The following is a 21,249-nucleotide window of genomic DNA, read 5'->3' as shown; positions in this document are numbered from 1 at the left end:
ATCAGGATTGAAATTCACCATAACTCATCAACCTTTGATACCTTGTGCTTAATAATATATCTATAGGTTGTTTTTTTAAGCGACTCAATTGTTTGATGAGTGACTGTCTTACAGATTCCATCATCGCTTCTTTATTGCGATGTGCCCCACCAAGTGGTTCTGGAACAACTTCATCAGCGAGACCTACTTTTTTTAGATGATCAGCCGTGATCCCAAGACTTTCTGCTGCAATGTCAGCTTTTTTTGCGTCCTTGTAAAGGATTGATGCACAACCTTCAGGCGATATCACTGAATAGGTGGAGTACTGCAGCATGATTAAATGATCGACGACTCCGAGTGCCAATGCACCGCCAGAGCCTCCTTCGCCGATGACAACCCCTATGGACGGCGTTTTGAGTTCAGTCATCACGTATAAATTTTTTGCAATGGCTTCTGACTGACCTCTCTCTTCAGCATCAATTCCAGGATATGCACCTGGGGTGTCAATCAGGGTAATAAGTGGGAGATTAAATTTTTCTGCCAATCGAAACAATCTGAGCGCTTTACGATAACCTTCAGGTCTCGGCATACCAAAGTTACGGTACTGTCTTTCCTTGGTGTCACGTCCCTTTTGTTGCCCTATCACCATCACAGGCTCGCCCTCAAAATCAGCTAAGCCACCAATAATTGCAGGATCATCCGCAAAAGCTCGATCGCCATGCAACTCTTGAAAGTTAGTGAAGATATGTTCAATATAATCGCTGGTATATGGTCGTTGTGGGTGACGAGAAATTTGGGAAATTTGCCATGGGGTTAGTTGATCATAAATCTCATGCAACAAATCGTCTGTTTTATTTTGCAGTTGTTTGACTTCTTTTGAGATGTTATATTTTGGATTATCTTTATGAGCTTTCTCTAGCTCTTCTACTTTTGAAGCTAATTGTTGTAAGGGTTTTTCAAACTCTAAGTAATGTAGTGTCATAATCAGATTATATATTCTCTTATACGATGCTAATTATAAATGATTTTAACATTCTCATCTTGAAATGATTTCTTCAAATCAAAGATGAGATTTTCGTGCGGGGCAACAGCCCAATTATCACCCAATTTAATTTCTGCAGATCCGTCTTGATTTTGATATTCAATCACCACCGGACATCTGCCAATCTCTCTCGGATAGGCACCATTGCTGTATGGTTTGAGTAATAACTTGAGCTGCTCAGGATTGAGATTCTCACCCACATTAATTTTAATTTGTTTGGTTTTTCGACTTTGCACGGTTAGTAGATCAAAAATATTCACCGCGGATACACGATTGCCTCCAGTAAATTCATCTGGACTGACTTTGCCCTCCACAATCAATAATTGATCATCTTTGATCAGTGGGTAGACGGTCGATAATAATTTACTGCCAACAATCATATCCAACCTACCTTCGCCGTCATCAAGGGTTACGATGGCAATTTTGCCACGCTGAGTCATTCTATTTCTGACCGCCATCACTACGCCAGACAACCATTGATTATTACTGGATGGTCTCGCATCACGCAACGATTGAGGGAACATTGCCCGAACCATTTCTTTATAATGGGAAAAGGGGTGACCGCTATAATAAAAACCTAAAGCCACTTTCTCCTCATATATTTGTCTTTTACTATCCCACTCATCTGTTACAACATAATTAGTGACTTCTTTGTTGGCTTCTTCACCAAATAAGGAGTCTTGTCCCAAATGTGATTTTGATTGTTCCGCAAGAGAGATGGCCTGATTAATCGAGGCTAATAGGGAAGCTCTATTTTTCTCTAATTCATCAAATGCACCGGCACGAATCAATGACTCTATTACTTTTCGGTTTACCTTTCGAAGATCAAGTCGTGCACAAAACTCAAATAGAGATTGGTATGGTCCATTGGTATTTCTATCCTCCAAAATAACTTCAATCGCAGCCAACCCTGTTCCTTTGATAGCTCCTAATCCATAAAGGATCTCTTGATCATTTAGTGGTTGAAATCTAAATACACTGTTATTGATTGATGGTGGCAGTAGTTTAATTTTATTCAGTACACAGTCGTCGAATAAGAGCGCAATATTGTCGGTATTATTCATATCTGCAGACATTGAGGCTGCGATAAATGATGAAGTGTAATGCCTTTTAAGATAGGCTGTCTGGTATGCTATTTTTGCGTATGCTGCCGCATGAGATTTATTAAAACCATAACCGGCAAACTTTTCCAACAAGTCAAATAGATTTGAGGCTTGTTGTTTTTCTAAGCCATTTTGAGTGGCTCCTTGAATAAACACCTCCCGCTGGGCATCCATTTCTTCAACTTTTTTCTTACCCATGGCCCGTCTTAAAAGATCAGCACCACCCAAAGTATATCCGGCAACCGTCTGTGCAATTTGCATCACCTGTTCTTGATAAACGGCAATCCCATAGGTTTCTTTTAAGATACCTTCTGTGGATGGATGGGGATAGGATACCAATTGTTGTCCGTGTTTTCTTTTACAGAAATCTGGAATCAAATCCATGGGGCCAGGACGATATAATGCGACCAAGGCGATAATATCCTCAAAGCAATCCGGTTTCGCCTGTTTCAGCATATCCTTCATGCCTCTTGATTCTAATTGGAACACTGCGGTCGTGTTAGCATTGCTCAACCACTCAAAAGTCGCTTCATCATCAAGCGGAATATCATCTAAATGAATGGGTGATTTCCCTTCTGAAGCTCTCATTTTATTAGCATTATTGAGAGCGATAGAAAGAATTGTCAATGTTCTTAAACCAAGAAAGTCAAATTTAATGAGCCCGATTGATTCCACGTCATCTTTGTCAAATTGGCTCACCATCCCCTCCCCACCTTCTTGGCAATAGAGAGGAGAGTAGTCTGAAATTTTTCCTGGAGCAATAAGAACACCTCCTGCATGCATCCCCACATTTCTGACCAATCCCTCTAACTTAAGGGCAAGATCAAAAAGCTCTTTTACCTCTTCTTCTTTTTTTATTCTTTGTTGAATTTGTTCTTCTTTTTCAATGGCATCTTTGAGAGTGATGCCCAATTCCATGGGGATGAGCTTGGCAATACTGTCAACAAAAGGAAAAGGTAAATCTAGAACTCGACCAACATCTCTGATCACAGCCCTAGCTGCCATGGTACCAAAGGTAACGATCTGACTTACGGCATCATAACCATATCGTTCCTTTACGTAGTCAATAACTCGGTCTCGCCCCTCTTGGCAAAAATCAATATCGAAATCCGGCATGGAAACCCGCTCAGGGTTCAAAAATCGCTCGAACAGTAAGTTGTAGGAGAGTGGGTCAAGGTCAGTGATGCCTAAGGCAAAAGCCACTACAGAGCCGGCGCCAGAACCTCTGCCCGGCCCTACGGGTACATTATTTTCTTTTGCCCAGTTAATAAAATCTGCAACGATTAAGAAATAACCAGCATATCCCATTTGATTGATAACATTGATCTCAAAATGCAATCGGTCCAGGTACTTTTTTTCTTGGGTTTGAAAATTTTCAACTTCTGGATATAAAGTTTTAAGTTTTTTTTCTAAACCACTAATGGCAGTTTTTTCCAAATACTCATTAATGGTTAATCCTTCAGGAATTGGAAAATCAGGCAGGAAAACATTCCCTAACTCAAACTCAAAATTACATCTTTTAGCAATTTCTAAGGTATTGGAAATTGCTGATGGAATATCCTCAAATAAAGTCACCATTTCATCAGGTGTTTTGAAGTATTGTTCAGCAGTAAAATTTTTAGGTCTTCGCTGATCACCCAGTACGTAGCCATCTGCGATGCAAGTTTTAGCCTCGTGCGCCTGAAAGTCCTCTTTCTTGATGAACTGTATCGGCTGGGTAGCGACTAATGGAATATCTAGTTCATATGCAAGTTGCGCTGAGAATAACACTAAATTTTCCTGTTCTTCAGCTTTTTTTGCTACCTCATAACGCTGTACCTCAAGATAAAATCGATCATCAAAAGCTTGTTTTAATTGTTTAGCCAAGCTGACCGACTTTTCTTTTTTTTGAGAAAGAAGATTTTGACCAATCGCCCCAAAATTAAAACCTGAAAGGCAAATTAACCCATGGTTTAAATCTGAACATAACCACTCAAACTTAATTTCTGGTCGATCTCTATATTGGTTTTCTGTATATGCCTTTGAAAGTAATTTTGATAAGTTAAGATAACCTTGTTTATTTTGGCAGATCAATAACAGACGACTTGGTTGATCACGATTGTCTTCATTCTCAATGTAAACATCTGCTCCTATGATTGGCTTGATGCCTTTGCTGGTCGCTAATTTAAAAAATTTAACCGCAGCAAAAATATTACTTAGGTCACTGATTGCAAGTGATTCTAATTCTAATTCTTTTGCTAAAGAAACATAATCGCCAAGCCTAACAATACCGTCTGTTATTGAATATTCGCTGTGACATCTGAGGTGAATAAACCTGGATTCTGAATTACTTTGCATGTTTTAATTTTACCTGATATCTTTATTTATTCGCGATATCTTTAAGACTTTATGGAGAGAAAAATGTCATCAGTTACACTCAAAGGAGATCCAGTTGAAATTGGGGGTCAGTTTCCTGAAAAAGGGGCCTCAATTTCAGATTTTAATCTTGCTAATCAAAAAAGAGAAAATGTGTCACTAGAAAGTTATGCTGGCAAAAGAAAAATATTGAATATTTTTCCTAGTATTGATACGCCAACCTGCGCACTCTCGGTCAAACGATTTAATGATGAGGCAGCAAAATTGAATAACACTGTTGTCTTATGTATTTCGGCAGACTTGCCATTTGCGCAGAAAAGATTTTGCGGCGCTGAAGGAGTAGAAAATGTTGACACATTATCTGCTTTTAGAGATATTACTGGTTTTGCTAATACATTTGGAGTTGCAATCAACAATTCAAGTCTACAAGGGCTTACTTCAAGGGCAGTTATTGTGGTCGATGAAAATAATATCGTGTTGCATAGTGAGCTGGTCTCAGAAATCACCGAAGAACCAGATTATGATAGTGCGCTTAATGCTCTTGCTTAAGCTTACGATTACTCCCTGAAACCATCACAAACTCAAACAATCGACAATCTAAGGCCCCGTTAAAAAGCGGGGTCTTTTTACTCGGTGACAATCTTAAGCCTTTTGGAAAGGCCATATCATTGCTTATAAAATAAGCTCTCCAGCTTGAAAATTCTTTTTTTAAAACAGATCCCCATTGTTGATAATTTTCAAGGAGCTTTTCAGACTCCTCCAACCTCACCCCATAAGGTGGGTTACAGACAATAACTCCATGATCATTAGGTGCATTCGATGTTTCAAAACGACGGTTATTAATTCGTATATAGGGCTTTAATCCCATCTGGTCGATATTGGTTGATGCCGCATTAAACGCTTGGCGATCAATATCAGATGCATAAATATTTAATTCTTTTTCTATTTGCTTTTCTTTTAACTCAACTTTAATTTTGTGAAATACCTCTTTATCAAAGTCATGCCAATGGTTAAATCCAAAAGTGCGGTTCATTCCAGGGTAAATATTTAATGCCATCATGGCAGCCTCAATCGGGAGGGTGCCACTGCCACACATCGGGTCTAAGAGTGGCTCTTTAAAATCCCAACCAGATAAAGTAATAATCCCTGCTGCAAGATTTTCTTTTAAAGGAGCCTCGATTGTTTTTTGACGGTATCCTCTTTGATACAATGGTTTGCCAGATGAATCAATATAAATAATAAAATTATTCTTTTCCAAAAAAAGATGGACCTTAATATCAGGGTCTCTCACATCCACATTAGGACGCTGTTTGTATTTTTGATTAAAGACATCGCAAATGGCATCTTTAATTTTTAGGGTCACAAAATCGATACTCTTTAGGGATGTTTTGATTGAGGTTGTTGAGACTTTTATGGTTTTATTCACCGAAAAAATATCGTCCCATTTCACTTTCATTGCCGATTGATACAGGTCATTTTCAGATTTGAACTGACCATACGATAATCGTTTAAGAATTCTAGTGGCGTACCTTGAAGTCAAATTCAATGAGTACATGATATCTTGAGTCCCATTAAACGACACTCCACCATCATGAACTTTTATTTTTTGGCCATCCAGGGTTCTGATTTCGTTAAAGAGGAATTTTTCTAATCCTCTAGGGCATGTAGCAAACAGGGAAATTTTTTCTAGTGACAATGTATATTCTCAAATAATTGTTTATTTCTTTTCAGCATTCTCTTATAAAAAAAGTTTAAATCAAAATTTATTTTTGCTTGTAAAAGTTTTAATCGATATTGCATTTGTTTATTTGACAAAAATTTAAAACCTTCCTTGAAACAAAACACCATAATATTTCCTGGATCATCTGATTCAACAACTATTACCTTGGAGAAAATATGTTTGAGTTCACGAACATACTTGGGTGTATTTTTATCAGAACCCCATAAATTAATTATAAAAACTCCTTGTTTTGTAATTCTGTCATGACAGATTTGAAAATATTTTTTTTGCGTGAATTGTTTAGGAATACCATAGCCGTCAAATAAGTCTGAGATTAATACCTCAAGTTTATTCTTGTTTATTAGAAATTCCATTGCATCCTGCTCAATGACTTTATGTCTTGAGGTATCCTTGGGGACTTCAAACATCATCCTAGCCACATTGATTACCTGCCTGTTAATTTCAATTGTTTGTATTTTGGTTTTAGCACAAAAATAGAAAAAAAATTTTGTTAATGATCCCGCACCTAAACCAAGGATGGTGATATTTTTTGGATGTCTTTTAAACAAAAGAAGCAGTGCTGTTACTTGAGTATATTTTAGAGCTAGGTGGACCGGGTCAGAAATATCCATTGAGCTTTGAATGGAATCAGTCTCAAGATGAAGTGTACGAAATTGATCGGTCTCACTGATTTCAACAGGTAATTTTTTTAGATTCACTTTCAATTATTGATAATCCCTGAGCATTTGCGCCCATTCTTTATCCATCCGCTTGACCGAGATGGGATAGTTGGTTTTAAGCTCCTGAGCAAAAAAAGACACTCTCAACTCTTGAAGTTTCCATTGAAAGTTAATGTATGCTTCTGGTATTTCTAATTCATTTTCAACAAAACCCAATACCTTTTCTACCCATTTATTTTTAATTCGGTTGTATTGTGAGATGCACTCTTGATCATGATCTATTCGTTGTGGATATTTTTCAATACGTAATTTCAGAGCTTCTAGGTATTTTGGAATAAATTGGAGTTTGTCATATTGAAAAAGTGGTTTTTCATAAGGGGGTAATAGGGCTTCTAACTGCTCCTCGATATCATCCTCGATTTCCTCAATATAACTTTGCGATAGTCGTAACTTTTGAATCTCTTTATAGATAGAAGCAATTTTAATAAGATGTAATGTCATATGGTCAATCATTCTCTGTAAGTTATTTCTGCCTTGATTGATCAATTGTTCATAATCAATTTGTTTTCTTATATTAATCTTCTGACCAATGATTTCATCAACAATTACATCACATAAGTTTTCCATTAAATCTTTGGGAGGAATTTGAGTCGACAAGGCGATTGCTGCTTCAGACAGATCAGCTGGTATTTTTTGGATTCGTTTAAAGCGCTCCTTAAAATGAAAATAGATTAACCTTCTGAGCCCTTGAAAATGATATTGCTCTGCACGTTTAGGGTTATCAAAAACTTCGATGGATATCGAATTATGATAATCAACAAATGCTGGATAGGCCTCAAATTTTTTCCCATTAATGGTTTGCTCAACCTTTATAGGTAATTCGTCTATCGGCCAGCTTGTAATTCCTGCCTGTTCTATATTAAATTGAATTCGTTCAACCACCGCCTCAACATTTTTTTTATTTTCTTTTTTTAATAAATCAAGATCTTCATTAAGATCAATCATCTTTCCTTGATCGTTGATGACTTCATATTTAATTTTTAAATGACTCGGGATCGATTCAAAATAATCATCTGTCATCAAAAAATGAGGGTCAACATATTTCCAAATAAAACGATTAAATGTTTCCTTAAAACTTCCCTGCCTTGGAAAATCTAGGAATTTTTCTAGCCAATCTTTCACCGGAATACATTTTCTACGAATATCTTTGGGTAAATTTTTAAATGACCAGGTAATCTTTTCTTTTAACAACCCAGGTACCAACCAGTCTAGTGCTGAACTATCAACTAAATTTAAGTTAGTTAAGGGGATTGCAATTGTTAATCCGTCACGAGGGTGATTGGGTTCAAAATGATATTTCAATTGATACTTTTGCTGGTTAATGGTTAGGGAATTAGGGTACACAGTTTCTGTAATATCTTTGGCACTATGCTGCATCAAATATTCTTTTGTTAAGAATAGATATTGCGGTTGGTGTTTTTCAACCCCCTTTCGCCAATGTTCAAATCCAGCAGCATTAATGATATTTTCATTAATTTTTTCATCATAAAAATCAAATAGCACATCGTCGTTAATCAGAATGTCTCTTCTTCTTGATTTATGTTCTAAGCTCTCAATTTCTTTAATCAGTTTTTGATTTTCTTTCCAAAAAAGTCCTGGACTAATATATTGGTTTTCAACTATTCCTTGACGGATAAATATAGATTTAGCTAATTCTGGATTAATTGGCCCGTAATGAATGGTCCTGTCAGGAACAATCACTAGGCCAAATAATGATAGCTTCTGTGTGGCATCTACACGATTTAATTTTTTATTAAATCTAGGATTTGAATATTCAGCCTCAAGAAGATGTTCTGCATATTTTTCAATCCACTGGTCATTAATTTCAGCGATGCACTGTGCATAGAATTTACCGGTATCAATAATTTCCGCAGCCATAATCCATTTAAATTTTTTATTTCTAAACAGCTTGGGCCCAATAAGAAACCTTAAACTTTTACATCCTAAATAATAATTAGATTCAACTTCTTTAAAACCAATATTCCTTAAAAGACCAGATAATAAAGATTGGTGTATCTGATCATAAGTTGATTCTTTTTTATTTAACCGATAACCCAATTCCTCGACGATTTGCATAAGCTGTTTATGCATCTCTTGCCACTCACGCATCCGAGTAAATGATAAAAAATACTTTTTACAAAAGACTGCGAAGTCTTTAATTTTCTTACTCTTAACCTCATCCAATAGAAGCAACCAGAGTCTGTAAAAACTCATAAACCCTGACCTAGGGTCATGAAAATTCATTTGAGCCTTTTCTGCCTCTTCCAGCTTGTCAAAAGGCCTTTCAATTGGATCAGCCACAGAAATTGCAGCGATAATAGGAATAATCTCAGATAAGCAATGCTGTTTGGACGCCTCAATAATAATTCTGGAAAAAACAGGGTCGATTGGAATTTGAGCCATCGTTCGACCCAGCTCTGTGATGGCTCGACTTTTCTCAACCGCATGCAGCTCAAATAACAAGTCGTAACCATCCTGAATAAATTTTTTAAAAGGAGGATCTATAAATGGAAAGGCTTCTACATCCCCCAAATTCAAACTAGCCATCCTCAAGATTACCGAAGCCAATGAACTGCGCATTATTTCTGGATCGGTATACTCTGGGCGACTATGGAAATCATCCTCGTCATACAATCGATAACACAAGCCTGGAGCTATTCGTCCACATCGCCCAGTTCTCTGATTAGCAGCTGCCTGAGAAATTTTTTCAATGAGTAGTTGTTCGATACGCAATCTTGGGTTGTATCGCACCACTCGCGCCAATCCTGAATCAATCACAAATTTAATGTTAGGGACTGTTAATGATGTTTCAGCAATGTTGGTGGTCAGAATAATTCTTTTTTTTGTGCTGGTCGTGAATATTTTCTGTTGATCGGGGACAGGCAATCTAGAAAAAAGAGGAAGGACCTCATAATCATGATTTAACACCTCATTCAAATAGCGGCGGATGTCATGAATATCTTTTTCACCAGGAAGAAAGACCAGAATATCTCCTGATTGGCGGCCTATTTCTTGTACCACTTGATACACCGACTCTTCAATGGATAACATGTCCTCCTGTTCATTATTTTTCATTTGGCGGTAAACTGTTTCGACAGGAAATGTTCTGCCTGATATCTCTAGCGTTGGTGCATTATCAAAGTGTTTTGAAAACTTATCGATATCAATGGTGGCACTAGTGATGATAATTTTTAAATCAGGTCTTTTTGGAAGAAGTTGTTTAATAAAGCCTATCAAAAAATCGATGTTAAGATTTCGCTCATGAGCCTCATCAATGATCAAAGTGTCATATTTTTGTAGCAAAGGATCTGTTTGCGTTTCAGCCAACAAAACCCCATCAGTCATGACTTTAATTTTAGTTTTATTAGACGTTTTGTCAGTAAAGCGGACTTTAAAGCCGACCTCCTGACCCAAGTCCACTTCAAGCTCTTCAGCTATCCTAGATGCCACCGAGCGGGCTGCGATTCGCCTCGGTTGGGTATGCCCAATTATTTTTTTATGTCCTCGGCCTAAATCGAGACAGATTTTAGGTAATTGTGTTGTTTTTCCTGAACCTGTTTCACCACAAAAAATAATGACTTGATTGTTATCGATCAGCCTCTTGATTTCATCAACATTTTGACTTACCGGTAAGGAATCTGGATATAAAATATTAATAAATTAATGCCTTATTTTTTAACTTGAATACAATCTTCAAAGCCGGTATTGCCACCTTTGTAGCCTGGCTCAAAATAGAACTTATGAAAGCTCCATGATTGATCTCCTGACTGTTTAAATTTAGCAATTCCTACACCATAATCATCATTTTTTCGATCATCTAATGCAAAATAAATGGCCACATCAAGGCCATTCGCTGACGCAAATCCATGATAATCACCAAAGCCTGGCACTTTTAATACGAAGTCATAACTTGCATAATTATCTTTACTAAATTCAGGGATTTTTTTCATAACAACTTCACCTTGGTAAGTACCCTCACTACCATCATTTCCTTCACATTGGTAAGTGCCTGTAAAATCATTAGCGAATACTGAGCTTGTAAATAAACAGAAAAGGAAAAAATATTTTTTCAAGGTAATCTCCCGTGTGTTATTTAAATATTTAAGAATCGAGATTGTAACTCTGATAAGTCAAAATCAGCCAATAATTTTTCAATCCGATCACCTGCAGATGGCTTCTTTTGTCTTAAATTCTCAGCTATTATGATTTCATTTTTCATAGAATGTTCCCAGCCAACCAACTCTGTTACTGTGACTTTAAAACCATAATATTCCAGCTTTAAACACCTTAAAACATTTGTTAACATGCTGCCAAATTCTCTTGAGTGTATCCCGTGACGATATAATTCAACTAAATGATGATTGAGATTCTTAGATTTATTTTTTTTCAAGTGTTGATACACTTCAGCCTGACAACAGGGAATAACCACAAGCCAGTCTGCATTTTTTTGTAAGGCAAAATCAATAGCGTCATCTGTAGCGGTATCGCATGCATGCAGAGCAGTTACAATTTCAGCATTTTTAATTGTTTCATTACTAGATGCAATATCTTGTGACATAAACGAAATGTTTGAGAATTTAAATTTCTGCATCAGTTGATTTGATTTGTTCACCAACTCATTATTGATTTCTACTCCAATGATTTTGCCTAATGTATTTTTGATAATTAAATCATATAAAATAAATCCAAGATAAGATTTTCCAGCTCCATGATCAATTAAGGTAAATGATTTATTTTCATATGTTTGAATAATGGGTTCGATGAAATTTGTGAGATGATAAATTTGCTTTAATTTTCTTCTGGAATCTTGATTGAGCTTCTGATCACGAGTCAAAATATGAAGCTCTTTTAATAGCTCAATTGATTGATCAGATCTAATCTCGTAGGTTTTTTCCATGCGTTTAAGTTTACATTATAATAGGCTTAACTACAGAGGGGTAATATGGCGGTTCAATGGTTTCCTGGTCACATGACCAAAGCAAAAAAAGATTTTGAAAAAAATCTTAAATACAACGATCTTGTCATTGAAGTGGTAGACGCAAGACTTCCTCTTTCGTCTGAAAATCCGATGTTGAATCAAATTATTAAAAATCGGGCCAAGCCACACCTTAAATTACTAAATAAATCTGATATAGCAGATGAAAAAGCCACTCAACAATGGATTAATTTTTTTCAAAAAGAAACAAATATAACCGCACTTGCCGTATCAGCTAAAAATAAAAAAAATAAGATTGATATAAAAAATGCGTGTATGAAACTTGTTCCTCATCGAGGAACAAGTATTAAACCTGTTCGGGCTATAATTATTGGTATCCCAAACGTTGGAAAATCCTCACTCATTAATCTATTAACACAAAAAAAGATTGCAAAAACAGGTGACGTGCCTGCGGTCACGCAAATGCAACAGAGAATTATTGTCGATAATGATTTTGTTTTAACGGATACCCCTGGGTTAATGTGGCATAAAATTGAAAGCGAAGTCCAAGGTAACTACTTAGCAGCATCAAATATTATCGGTATCAATGCTTATGATGAAACTGAAGCTGCATTATATTTACTCGATTGCCTGAAAGAGAACTATTCAAAAAAATTAATAGATCGATACGAGCTTGATGAAGCAATTATTAAACAACCTTCCGAAGATATCATTGAGGCCATTGCCATCCAAAAACATATGCTTATAAAGGGTAATAGCCCTGATTTAAAAAAATCAGCAGTTATTATTTTACAAGACTATCGATCCCAGAAAATTGGGAGAATATCTTTGGAATTTCCTGAAAAATAATCTATGTTTGAGTTTGTAAATCCAAAATGGACAAAAATACTTAAAAAAAATCGGTTACTTGATTTTGAAAGTTTCTGGATTCTACCTAATGAATGGTTCGAACCAGTAAATACGAGGCGCAATGGATGGAGCGGGGTTATTACAAAAAAGATTGGAAAAGATTTATTTTTTGTAAAAAAACAAGAAAATCATAATTATAAAAGCATAATGCACCCCTTTTCAGGTCAGCCCACATTTTTAAGAGAATTTCAAAATATCCAATATTTAATTAATCACAATATCCCTACATTGGAAGTTATTTTTTTTGGAATACGAGGTAATCAGTGCGTTTTAGTAACTCGAGATCTAAATAAAAATAATCAATCATTACAAAAAATAATAGAGAAAAAGAAACAATTTTCAAAAACTGATTTAAAAAAAATTGCCAAGACATTTCGTAACATGCATCAACAAAACATTCAACACACGTACCCCGTTCCAAAACATATTTACCTTAATAAGATAAATAAAGACATAGTCTTAATTGATCTTGAAAAAATGAAGAAACGGTTTTTCTCTTTTCAAGCATCAATAAGAGATCTCTATGCATTCTTAAAATATGCTAGGGAGTCTATGGGTAAGCAAGACATCAGATATTTTTTTAGAAAATATTTCAAAAACAAAAAACCAAACTTACTACAAAAGTTTATTTTGCAAAGAATAAATAGAAAAATTAAGAAACTGTAGCTTGTGGTTTAGTATTTTTTTTAACCGGCCTTCTTCTTGGTTTTGCTTTTACATCAGCCTTAAATCCTGGTTTTTTTCTTTTACTTGATGATGTAAATTTGTCATTGTTTTTTTTATTACTTGCTGATGATCTTCTTTTCTTTTTAAAACCACTCTCTTTTTTCTTGTAGGTTAACGAAAGGTCAGCGGTACTGTGATTAGATTTAATAATTTCAATTTTGATATTCGCATACTTCTCAATCTTCTGTAGCATAAATTTTTCTTTATCGACCACCAGACTAATAGCCTTTCCTTTTCTCTCTGCCCTGCCAGTGCGGCCAATTCGATGAATATAATCCTCCACCTGCCTAGGTAAATCAAAGTTAATCACGTGAGTAATGTCATCAACATCAATTCCCCTCGCGGCAACGTCGGTTGCCACCAGAATTTGAATTTCATTGTTTTTAAAACGACTTATGGTGCGTGTTCGCTCCCTCTGGCTCATATCGCCGTGTAAGGTTTTTGATCGATGATTCAACAAATATAATTCATCTGAAAGACGATCTGCTTCCCTTTTTGTCGCAGTAAAAATAATGGCTTGATTTAAATCACTCTCATTCAGCACATCGACTAAGACTAATTTTTTTTGGTTGTAGTCTGCCACTGGATAAGCAATCTGTTGAATATTTTTATTAGCTTTATTTTCCTGCTCAATCGCAATGCGTTGTGGGTCTTTTAAAAACTGTTGAGCGATTTTTTCAATTTGTTTATTCAATGTCGCAGTGAACATAAGTACTTGCTGTTCTTGTGATGTACACTCAAAAATCTTTTTAATGTCAGGAATAAAACCCATATCCAACATACGGTCAGCTTCATCAATCACAAGTGCATCAATATGTTTTAAATTAATTTTTTTTTGTCTTACCAAATCCATTAAACGACCTGGTGTGGCCACTAAAAAATTTACATTAGATTTTAATAATTTATTTTGTAATTTATAAGACACCCCTCCAACAACAGCAACAATGTTAGTATCCATAAAGTGACTAAATCGCTTTAACTCTTGTTCTATCTGGGATGCTAGTTCTCGCGTTGGAGACAAAATGAGAACATCCGGGCTGATATTTCGTTTATGCTTATGTTTTGGTTTATTTGCCACTAAATCCAACAAGGGTAAACAAAATGCAGCTGTCTTACCTGTTCCAGTTTGTGCTGAGGCAAGGACATCTCTTCCTGATAACACAACAGGAATACATTGCTCTTGAATTGGAGTTGGGCTGGAATAATTGATACGGCTAATGGCTTTACCTATAGGTGGAATAAAACCAAAATTAGAAAACGACATGACAATCCTTTTAATTATTTATGAATAGACTGGCTCTCATAAAACATTAAGACAATCAATTAGTTGCGCCATTATAGACAGGAATAAATATTAAGCAAGGGATATTTAATTAACTAAGAATTTTAAAATAATCACTATGCCAATAATTACCGTTAAGGACCATCCAAGCTGATTAATATATCTCTTAATTAAAAGATCAACTTGGTCCCCAAAAAATTTTACAAAGCAAGCCACAGCGAATAACCTTAACCCTCTTCCTAGAAAAGACGCGATTAAAAAGAGGGGGAAATTCATCATTAATACACCAGCGGCAATAGTAAAAATCTTATAAGGTATAGGGGTCACTGCAGCAATAAAGATTGCCCAAAATCCCCAATCGTTAAACCATTGCATGGCAAGATCATAATGGCTTTGATAACCATACTGTTCAATATAGGGTTGTACAAAATTAAATCCAAACATGCCAATAAAATATCCAAGCGCTCCACCTAAAACAGATCCAACAATAGCGATTAAGGTTAGTCTCCATATTTTTTTGGGTTGGGCTAAGCACATTGGAGCCAGCATTACATCCGGAGGAACAATAAAAAATGAAGCCTCGGTAAAGCTTAAAAGAAAAAGATAAAAAGAAGCAGCTGGTTTAGCAGATAATTCAAGTGTTTTGGTATACGTTTTTTTAAAAATACTCATCTAAAGATGTCCGTTGAACTCAGATGAGATCATAACAAAAAATCTATATATTTCTATGTATTTATTAGCCGATTATTTATTTACTTTTGATTTTTTTGGAAAGCTCATGTCATAAATAATAAACAAAATAAACAACAAGACAATAAATTGCGTTTGGGATAATTCCGAAAAATTAAGCCAATAAGTTAGACTTAAAAAATTAAACATTTTATTTCTCCTATACTCTAACTAATGCAATTTTTGTACCAGCACTAAATATTTTTAAGTTATTGATTTTATTAAAAATTCTATTTAACTAATTTGATTCAATGCACAATTTTGTGACATATAAATTTATAAAAAGATTCAGAATCAAAAAAAATTGAACATTGCATTATCTTATCCATCTGTTAATCTTTAAAACTTTTAAATGATGAAAGGTTAGATATGTATTCAAAACTACTTGCAGCCCTAGTTGCATCAGCATTATCCTTATCCGCATTTGCAGCGGTTGAAACTGATACTAAAGATGACAAAGATAAAGCTGAAAGAGGCTTTTTTGTAGCTGGTAACGAAAAAGAAGGCGATAAAGATAAAGCTGAAAGAGGCTTTTTTGTAGCTGGTGACGAAAAAGAAGGCGATAAAGATAAAGCTGAAAGAGGCTTTTTTGTAGCTGGTGACGAAAAAGAAGGCGATAAAGATAAAGCTGAAAGAGGCTTTTTAGTTGCAGATAACCATGGTGATCATGACCACGGCGATGCAAAAGAAGGTGAAGCAAAAGCAGGAGAAGAAAAGCCTGCTGAAGAGCCAAAAAAAATTGAGTACGAAGATCCAACTAAATACTATCCAAAAAAATAATTTGATTTATTGATCTATAAAAAAAGGACCTGCCAGTCCTTTTTTTATTGTGGTCTGACATGTTTTGCTAAAATTTTTGCATTATTTTGTTTGACATGAATACTTTTTTTCCACTGCCACAGTAAATCTTTGGATTCTCTAATACGTTCTTGAAAATTATATTTAGCTTGAGGGTAATTAGATTCGCTTGCAAATAAATCATTTGATTGTAGAGGTAAATTGATAACATATTCAGGCTGATGCGAAGAGAGTTCAGGAATCCATGTTTTAATAAATAGCGCTTCTTGATCGTGATCAAGGGCCTGTTTTTTTGGATTGTATATACGTATCGCATTAATCCCAGTTACGCCTGCCTGCATTTGAATTTGTGAGTAGTGAATGCCTGGTTCAAAATCAAGGAAGAGACGGGCTAAAGCTTTGGCCACCAATTTCCAATGAATTCTTAAATAATGACAAGCAAAACTCACTACCATTGCTCGACTTCTAAAGTTGATGTAACCAGAATGTTTTAAAGCTCTCATTGATGCATCAATGAGTGGGAAACCAGTATTTCCATTAAACCAAGAGATGAAGTCTGCATGTTCTTCCTCTTCAACTAAGTATGGAAAGTTTTGATAACCTGCATTAATTGTTTCATTTTCTATACGACACTCGCTTTCAAACTTTTGTATAAAATGACAGTGCCAATGAATTCTTGAAGACAGCGCAGTCATCGATCTTCTCCATCCCGCCCGATTCCAATTCTCTAAGATTTTTTGATAAATTTGACGAATACTTATGTTTCCATATGCGATATATGCAGACATTCTGGAGCAACTACTTCTGCTTTTATGTGGCTTTGAAATAAACTTATAATAGTCCTGACCTCGGATTGAAAAAAAATCATCAAGAGTGGCTTGTGCCTCAGTCACCCCACCTTTTTGAAAATTACTGTCCCTCTCAAACGATGGGATATTGACCCCACCAAAGTCGACACTAATCATATTTAAATGATCCGTGTTGATTTTAATAATCTGATCGCGCATAAATCTTGCCCAGGCCCTATCCCAGGTCTTCCTATCCTGAAGACCTCTTATAACGGCATTAGATTGACACTCTATCCAGGAGATATTTTGACTCTTAAAATAAATAGCTACATTTTTATCTCTCTTGAAAGTAACGTCCAGTCCTGTTTCCTCATGGCTAAACACATATTGAATATCAAAAAGTTTAGATAATTTAGAAAAGACATCGACGGATTCGCCATAAGTGATTGAGAGATTATTTTTATTTTTTTGTAACTGTGCTTGAATATCCTCTAAAGATTCTTGTATAAATCGCCAGTGTCGTTGGTCATAGTGAGGATCTGTAATTAATGATGGCTCATATATATAAAGCAAGATAAAAGGAATATTTTCTTGTTGTGCTTTATAGAGTGGCTCATGATCTTGTAATCTTAGGTCACGTTTTAACCAAACAATGTTTATTTTAGATCGCATTATTTACCAGCGGACACAATGTCCACGGTAATTTACACGGCATACAGACTCATACATTCTTTTATATCTTGTTTCAGAGAGCTGCTGTTTAATATCATAAATTAACTTTTTCCATTCAAACTTTGCATCAGCAGAGGATAACTTCCCTTGATCAATTTTTTCTTTGAGTTGCTCTCCTTTAAGAAGCAACAGATCCACTTCATCTGTCTTGAGATTCTTAGTCAATTCATCAGCCTGAATGCACTCAAAAACATCATTAAATTCACTATGCATGGATTCGCAATTTAGGTAAGCCTGATCCATGAGGATGACAGGTTCCTTATATGCTGTTGAACAACTGACTAAGAAGGTAAAAAAGATAAACATGAAAAAAAATTTCATAACTCTTGTTTTTCTAAAATTTGACAATGTCTGAGTCGCTTAAATCTATATTCGGCAAAGATATGGTAAGCATATTTTGCTGACGAATAAATTAAAGGGAGCCGAACGAAAAAAGATAAAAATTTAAAATATTTAATATTTTTCCATATTCTTGCAAAAGCATCGATGCCAATTAAAACTTTTTCATTATCAATCACATGCAGATGTTTTAATGCTGAAATTAGCTCAATGTTATATTTCTCTTTCGAATTAATGACATTGACATCTTCCCAAATAAATTGATCTGATGGAGCTATCTTTTTGTAAAAAGCTATCTCTTTTGAGCAGATGCCACACTTCCCATCAAATAAAACAATTATTTTCATAATATTTAGTATGCTAAAAATTCATGGACTCTTAAAACAAAAAAAAGTTATTTTTATCTTTAAAATAAATGAACATTACCAAGAATTAACAGCCAAACATGCAAATGAATTTAGCCAACTTTATAGAAAGTGCCATTAAGCAGATACAGCGCGGTGTTGTGGACCATAAATCATTTTTTCGACATCCCATCTTAGCATCATCGGATGGACAGCATATTTTTCAACGAATTGTAGTAATGAGAGAATTTAATTTTGAAAAAAAAAGTATTGTCATTTTTACTGACTCAAAAAGTCAAAAAGTTACCCAAATTGTAAATCATCCAGAGTGTAATTTATTGTTTTGGGATCCAAGAAAAAAACTGCAAATTAGTATCCACTCAATACCACAAATAGAAATTGACAATTCACGCTACTGGATGAAGATTAACGATAAACAAAAAAAGGACTATTCCGTTGCCCCTCCCCCAAAATCAGCAATTAAAGCTCATGATGATTATCAATTTAGTGATCAAAATCGCTTTACCGTAGTAAACATTACTTTTAAATCGATGGATGTATTACAGCTGTCTAATCAAGGTCATGTTCGAGCTGTTCATGATTTTGATAATAATACCCAGTCTTGGGTAAGTCCCTGATGTTTAAGTTATTTGAAAATCTGATCCATCCGTTCCCTAAAGATAATCTCAATGTTGGGAATCTTTCATTAAACGGTTTTATTTGGAATTGTTTAAATGGAATCAAACGATATATCCTCGGAATGTCCCTATTGACCGCATTGGTTGCCAGTATTGAGGCTGGGCTTTATTTAATCGTTGGTCTGATAATAACCAACATGGTGTCATCGGGACCTGAAAATTTTATCTCTGACTTTGGTAGCGAGTTATCTATCATCGCTTTTATTTTTATTTTTACCATTGTCTTAGTGTTATTCCAATCATTCCTTAAACGTCAAACATTGGCAGGAAATATTCCGATGATCTTACGATGGAAATTTCATAAGCATTTATTAAATCAAACTTTCGATTTTTACAGCAATGAATTTTCGGGAAGAATTTCAGCCAAAGTAATGCAAACAGCCGTTTCAATTCGTGATCTAGTTTTTACCATGACTGATATCATGATTTACGCAGTCATATACACCCTCACCATGATTGGTATTGTAAGCTCCTTTTCTCTCTTGCTTTCTGTTCCATTTTTAATCTGGCTCGGTCTATATATCCTTTCCCTAATTTTTTTCGTTCCCAAACTTATTCAGCTCTCAAAAAATCAGGCAGATGCCAGATCCCTGATGACGGGAAGGATTACTGACGCCTATACCAACATAAACCTGGTTAAATTATTCTCTCACTCCGGGCGTGAATCGGATTATGCAAAGAAATCCATGTCAGATTTCATGGTGACGGTTCACAAGCAAATGAGACAGGTAACCCTAATTGAGGTAGTTAATCATTCCCTGAGTGTCTTTTTAATCATTTCAACCACAGCGTTATCTATTTATCTCTGGACAACAAACACAATTGATATCGGTATAGTTGGAGCAGCCACTGCAATGTCCTTACGCCTAAACGGCATATCCCATTGGATCATGTGGGAGATCGCCAGTCTTTTTGAAAACATTGGAGTGACTCAGGATGGGTACAACATGCTGTCAAAAAAAATTGTTATTAATGATAGTCCCAAGGCTAAAACACTTAGTATTAAAAAAGCTCCACAGATTGAATTCGATAATATTAGATTCTCATACAATCAAGATCCAATATTTAATAACTTCAATTTAACGATTAAGCCGAATGAGCGAATTGGTTTAGTGGGTAAATCAGGGGCTGGCAAATCAACCTTAGTTAACCTGTTATTAAGATTTTATGAGCTTGATGATGGTTTTATCAGAATTAATAATCAAGATATTAAAACTTTAAAACAAAATAGCTTAAGAAGTCAGATTTCAGTTGTCACACAGGATAATTCATTACTCCACCGCTCAATCAAGGAAAATATTACCTACGGGATGCCGGACAGCTCGATGGAGGATATTATAAAAGCTGCCAAAGTGGCAGAGTGTCATGATTTCATTATGCAACTCCAGGATCAAAAAGGTAGAACTGGCTATGACACTTATGTTGGTGAGAGAGGGGTTAAGCTGTCAGGAGGTCAGAAACAAAGAATTGCAATCGCTCGCTTAGTATTAAAAAATGCTCCGATTCTTATCCTGGATGAGGCTACTAGCGCACTTGATTCCGAGGTGGAGATGATTATTCAACAGAGTTTACAAAGTCTCATGGTAAACAAAACTGTCATTGCAATTGCTCATCGACTATCGACCATCTCGATGATGGACCGTTTAATCGTCCTAGACAATGGTAAGATCATTGAGGAAGGAACACATGCTCAACTATTAAGAAAACAAGGTCTTTATGCCAAATTGTGGAAAAAACAAAGCGAGGGATTTATTGGCAATCTATGATGAATAAGATTTTTTTAACTTTATTGATCATTGCCTGTGTCTATTTGGTATTGTGGGTTTTACTAAAAAAAATAGGATTAATCGATCAGATCCGCAGCTGGATCAATTCTCACTTAAGATGAATTAAAAAATTAGATCTTTAAAAGTATAAATAAACCACGTCGCCAGTACTAAAATTATTATAATGAAAGTCCAAAACATAACAGATGTTTTAAGTCTAAACCAAACCGATGGCTTTGAAATGTTATTTAATTCTATCAAAT

18 protein-coding genes are annotated in these 21,249 nt (G+C 35.4%); 6 read left to right on the top strand and 12 right to left on the bottom strand.

Annotation, left to right across the window (positions count from 1 at the left end; translation table 11 throughout):
• Position 1: 1 nt before the first annotated feature.
• Positions 2-961, bottom strand: a complete 960-nt coding sequence (locus QFA95_RS02500; RefSeq protein WP_486463259.1) for an acetyl-CoA carboxylase carboxyltransferase subunit alpha — start codon at positions 959-961, stop codon at positions 2-4.
• 29 nt (positions 962-990) lie between these two features.
• Positions 991-4,461 carry a DNA polymerase III subunit alpha gene (gene dnaE, locus QFA95_RS02495; RefSeq protein WP_486463258.1) on the bottom strand — a complete coding sequence of 1,157 codons (3,471 nt, stop codon included), beginning with the start codon at positions 4,459-4,461 and terminating at the stop codon, positions 991-993.
• A 63-nt stretch (positions 4,462-4,524) separates the two neighbouring features.
• Here dnaE and tpx point away from each other — a divergent pair, with 63 nt between their 5' ends.
• On the top strand, positions 4,525-5,028 hold the full coding sequence (gene tpx, locus QFA95_RS02490; RefSeq protein WP_486463257.1) for a thiol peroxidase: 504 nt from the start codon (positions 4,525-4,527) through the stop codon (positions 5,026-5,028).
• Here the strand turns inward: tpx and QFA95_RS02485 are convergent.
• From QFA95_RS02485 to QFA95_RS02465, 5 genes are read right to left on the bottom strand one after another with little or no spacing between them, the layout of a single operon-like run.
• Complete coding sequence (locus QFA95_RS02485) at positions 5,012-6,175, bottom strand: THUMP domain-containing class I SAM-dependent RNA methyltransferase (protein WP_486463256.1); 1,164 nt, start codon at positions 6,173-6,175, stop codon at positions 5,012-5,014. The genes tpx and QFA95_RS02485 overlap by 17 nt on opposite strands.
• Positions 6,166-6,918 (bottom strand): fused MFS/spermidine synthase, encoded by a 753-nt coding sequence (locus tag QFA95_RS02480; protein ID WP_486463440.1) that lies wholly within the window; start codon positions 6,916-6,918, stop codon positions 6,166-6,168. Before QFA95_RS02480 ends, QFA95_RS02485 begins: the two co-directional genes overlap by 10 nt.
• 6 nt (positions 6,919-6,924) lie before the next feature.
• Positions 6,925-10,590: an ATP-dependent RNA helicase HrpA gene (hrpA, locus tag QFA95_RS02475; protein ID WP_486463439.1), complete on the bottom strand. Its 3,666-nt coding sequence runs from the start codon at positions 10,588-10,590 to the stop codon at positions 6,925-6,927.
• A 17-nt stretch (positions 10,591-10,607) separates the two neighbouring features.
• Positions 10,608-11,012 carry a hypothetical protein gene (locus QFA95_RS02470; protein ID WP_486463255.1) on the bottom strand — a complete coding sequence of 135 codons (405 nt, stop codon included), beginning with the start codon at positions 11,010-11,012 and terminating at the stop codon, positions 10,608-10,610.
• Between the two features lie 20 nt (positions 11,013-11,032).
• A complete protein-coding gene (locus QFA95_RS02465; RefSeq protein WP_486463254.1) occupies positions 11,033-11,836 on the bottom strand; it encodes a class I SAM-dependent methyltransferase in 804 nt (267 codons plus the stop codon).
• A gap of 45 nt (positions 11,837-11,881) precedes the next feature.
• Between QFA95_RS02465 and ylqF the strand changes: the two genes are divergently transcribed.
• Positions 11,882-12,724 carry a ribosome biogenesis GTPase YlqF gene (gene ylqF, locus QFA95_RS02460; protein WP_486463253.1) on the top strand — a complete coding sequence of 281 codons (843 nt, stop codon included), beginning with the start codon at positions 11,882-11,884 and terminating at the stop codon, positions 12,722-12,724.
• Positions 12,725-12,727: 3 nt separating this feature from the next.
• Positions 12,728-13,450 (top strand): lipopolysaccharide kinase InaA family protein, encoded by a 723-nt coding sequence (locus QFA95_RS02455; protein WP_486463252.1) that lies wholly within the window; start codon positions 12,728-12,730, stop codon positions 13,448-13,450.
• Here the strand turns inward: QFA95_RS02455 and QFA95_RS02450 are convergent.
• Together QFA95_RS02450 and QFA95_RS02445 are read right to left on the bottom strand one after the other, a co-directional pair.
• Entirely contained in the window at positions 13,437-14,774 is a 1,338-nt protein-coding gene (locus tag QFA95_RS02450; RefSeq protein ID WP_486463251.1) for a DEAD/DEAH box helicase, read from the bottom strand. The two genes, QFA95_RS02455 and QFA95_RS02450, sit on opposite strands and share 14 nt — an antisense overlap.
• A 105-nt stretch (positions 14,775-14,879) precedes the next feature.
• Complete coding sequence (locus QFA95_RS02445) at positions 14,880-15,464, bottom strand: YqaA family protein (protein WP_486463250.1); 585 nt, start codon at positions 15,462-15,464, stop codon at positions 14,880-14,882.
• A gap of 426 nt (positions 15,465-15,890) precedes the next feature.
• Here QFA95_RS02445 and QFA95_RS02440 point away from each other — a divergent pair, with 426 nt between their 5' ends.
• Positions 15,891-16,301 carry a hypothetical protein gene (locus QFA95_RS02440; protein WP_486463249.1) on the top strand — a complete coding sequence of 137 codons (411 nt, stop codon included), beginning with the start codon at positions 15,891-15,893 and terminating at the stop codon, positions 16,299-16,301.
• A gap of 44 nt (positions 16,302-16,345) precedes the next feature.
• On the opposite strand, the gene QFA95_RS02435 is transcribed toward QFA95_RS02440, so the two are convergent.
• Genes QFA95_RS02435 through QFA95_RS02425 form a run of 3 tightly spaced genes read right to left on the bottom strand, consistent with a single transcriptional unit; the run spans position 16,346 to position 18,525 of the window.
• Positions 16,346-17,779, bottom strand: a complete 1,434-nt coding sequence (locus QFA95_RS02435; RefSeq protein ID WP_486463248.1) for a cryptochrome/deoxyribodipyrimidine photo-lyase family protein — start codon at positions 17,777-17,779, stop codon at positions 16,346-16,348.
• 3 nt (positions 17,780-17,782) lie between these two features.
• A complete protein-coding gene (locus QFA95_RS02430; RefSeq protein ID WP_486463247.1) occupies positions 17,783-18,160 on the bottom strand; it encodes a hypothetical protein in 378 nt (125 codons plus the stop codon).
• The gene (locus QFA95_RS02425; protein WP_486463246.1) at positions 18,157-18,525 is read right to left on the bottom strand and encodes a thiol-disulfide oxidoreductase DCC family protein; all 369 of its coding nucleotides are present in this window, start codon (positions 18,523-18,525) and stop codon (positions 18,157-18,159) included. The genes QFA95_RS02430 and QFA95_RS02425 overlap by 4 nt, the downstream gene beginning before the upstream one ends.
• Before the next feature lie 98 nt (positions 18,526-18,623).
• On the opposite strand from QFA95_RS02425, the gene QFA95_RS02420 reads away from it, so the two are divergent.
• Both QFA95_RS02420 and QFA95_RS02415 read left to right on the top strand, forming a co-directional pair.
• Entirely contained in the window at positions 18,624-19,160 is a 537-nt protein-coding gene (locus QFA95_RS02420) for a hypothetical protein (protein ID WP_486463245.1), read from the top strand.
• Positions 19,160-20,986, top strand: coding sequence for an ABC transporter ATP-binding protein (locus tag QFA95_RS02415; RefSeq protein ID WP_486463244.1), 1,827 nt, complete (start codon positions 19,160-19,162; stop codon positions 20,984-20,986). Before QFA95_RS02420 ends, QFA95_RS02415 begins: the two co-directional genes overlap by 1 nt.
• Positions 20,987-21,249 lie beyond the last annotated feature (263 nt).

It is taken from the genome of Candidatus Methylolitoribacter marinus, assembly GCF_051853155.1.
In the GTDB taxonomy this organism is placed as follows: Bacteria; Pseudomonadota; Gammaproteobacteria; order Burkholderiales; family Methylophilaceae; genus BACL14.
The sequence above is the reverse complement of the archived record's forward strand: the minus strand, read 5'-3'. Positions and strand labels throughout refer to the sequence as shown.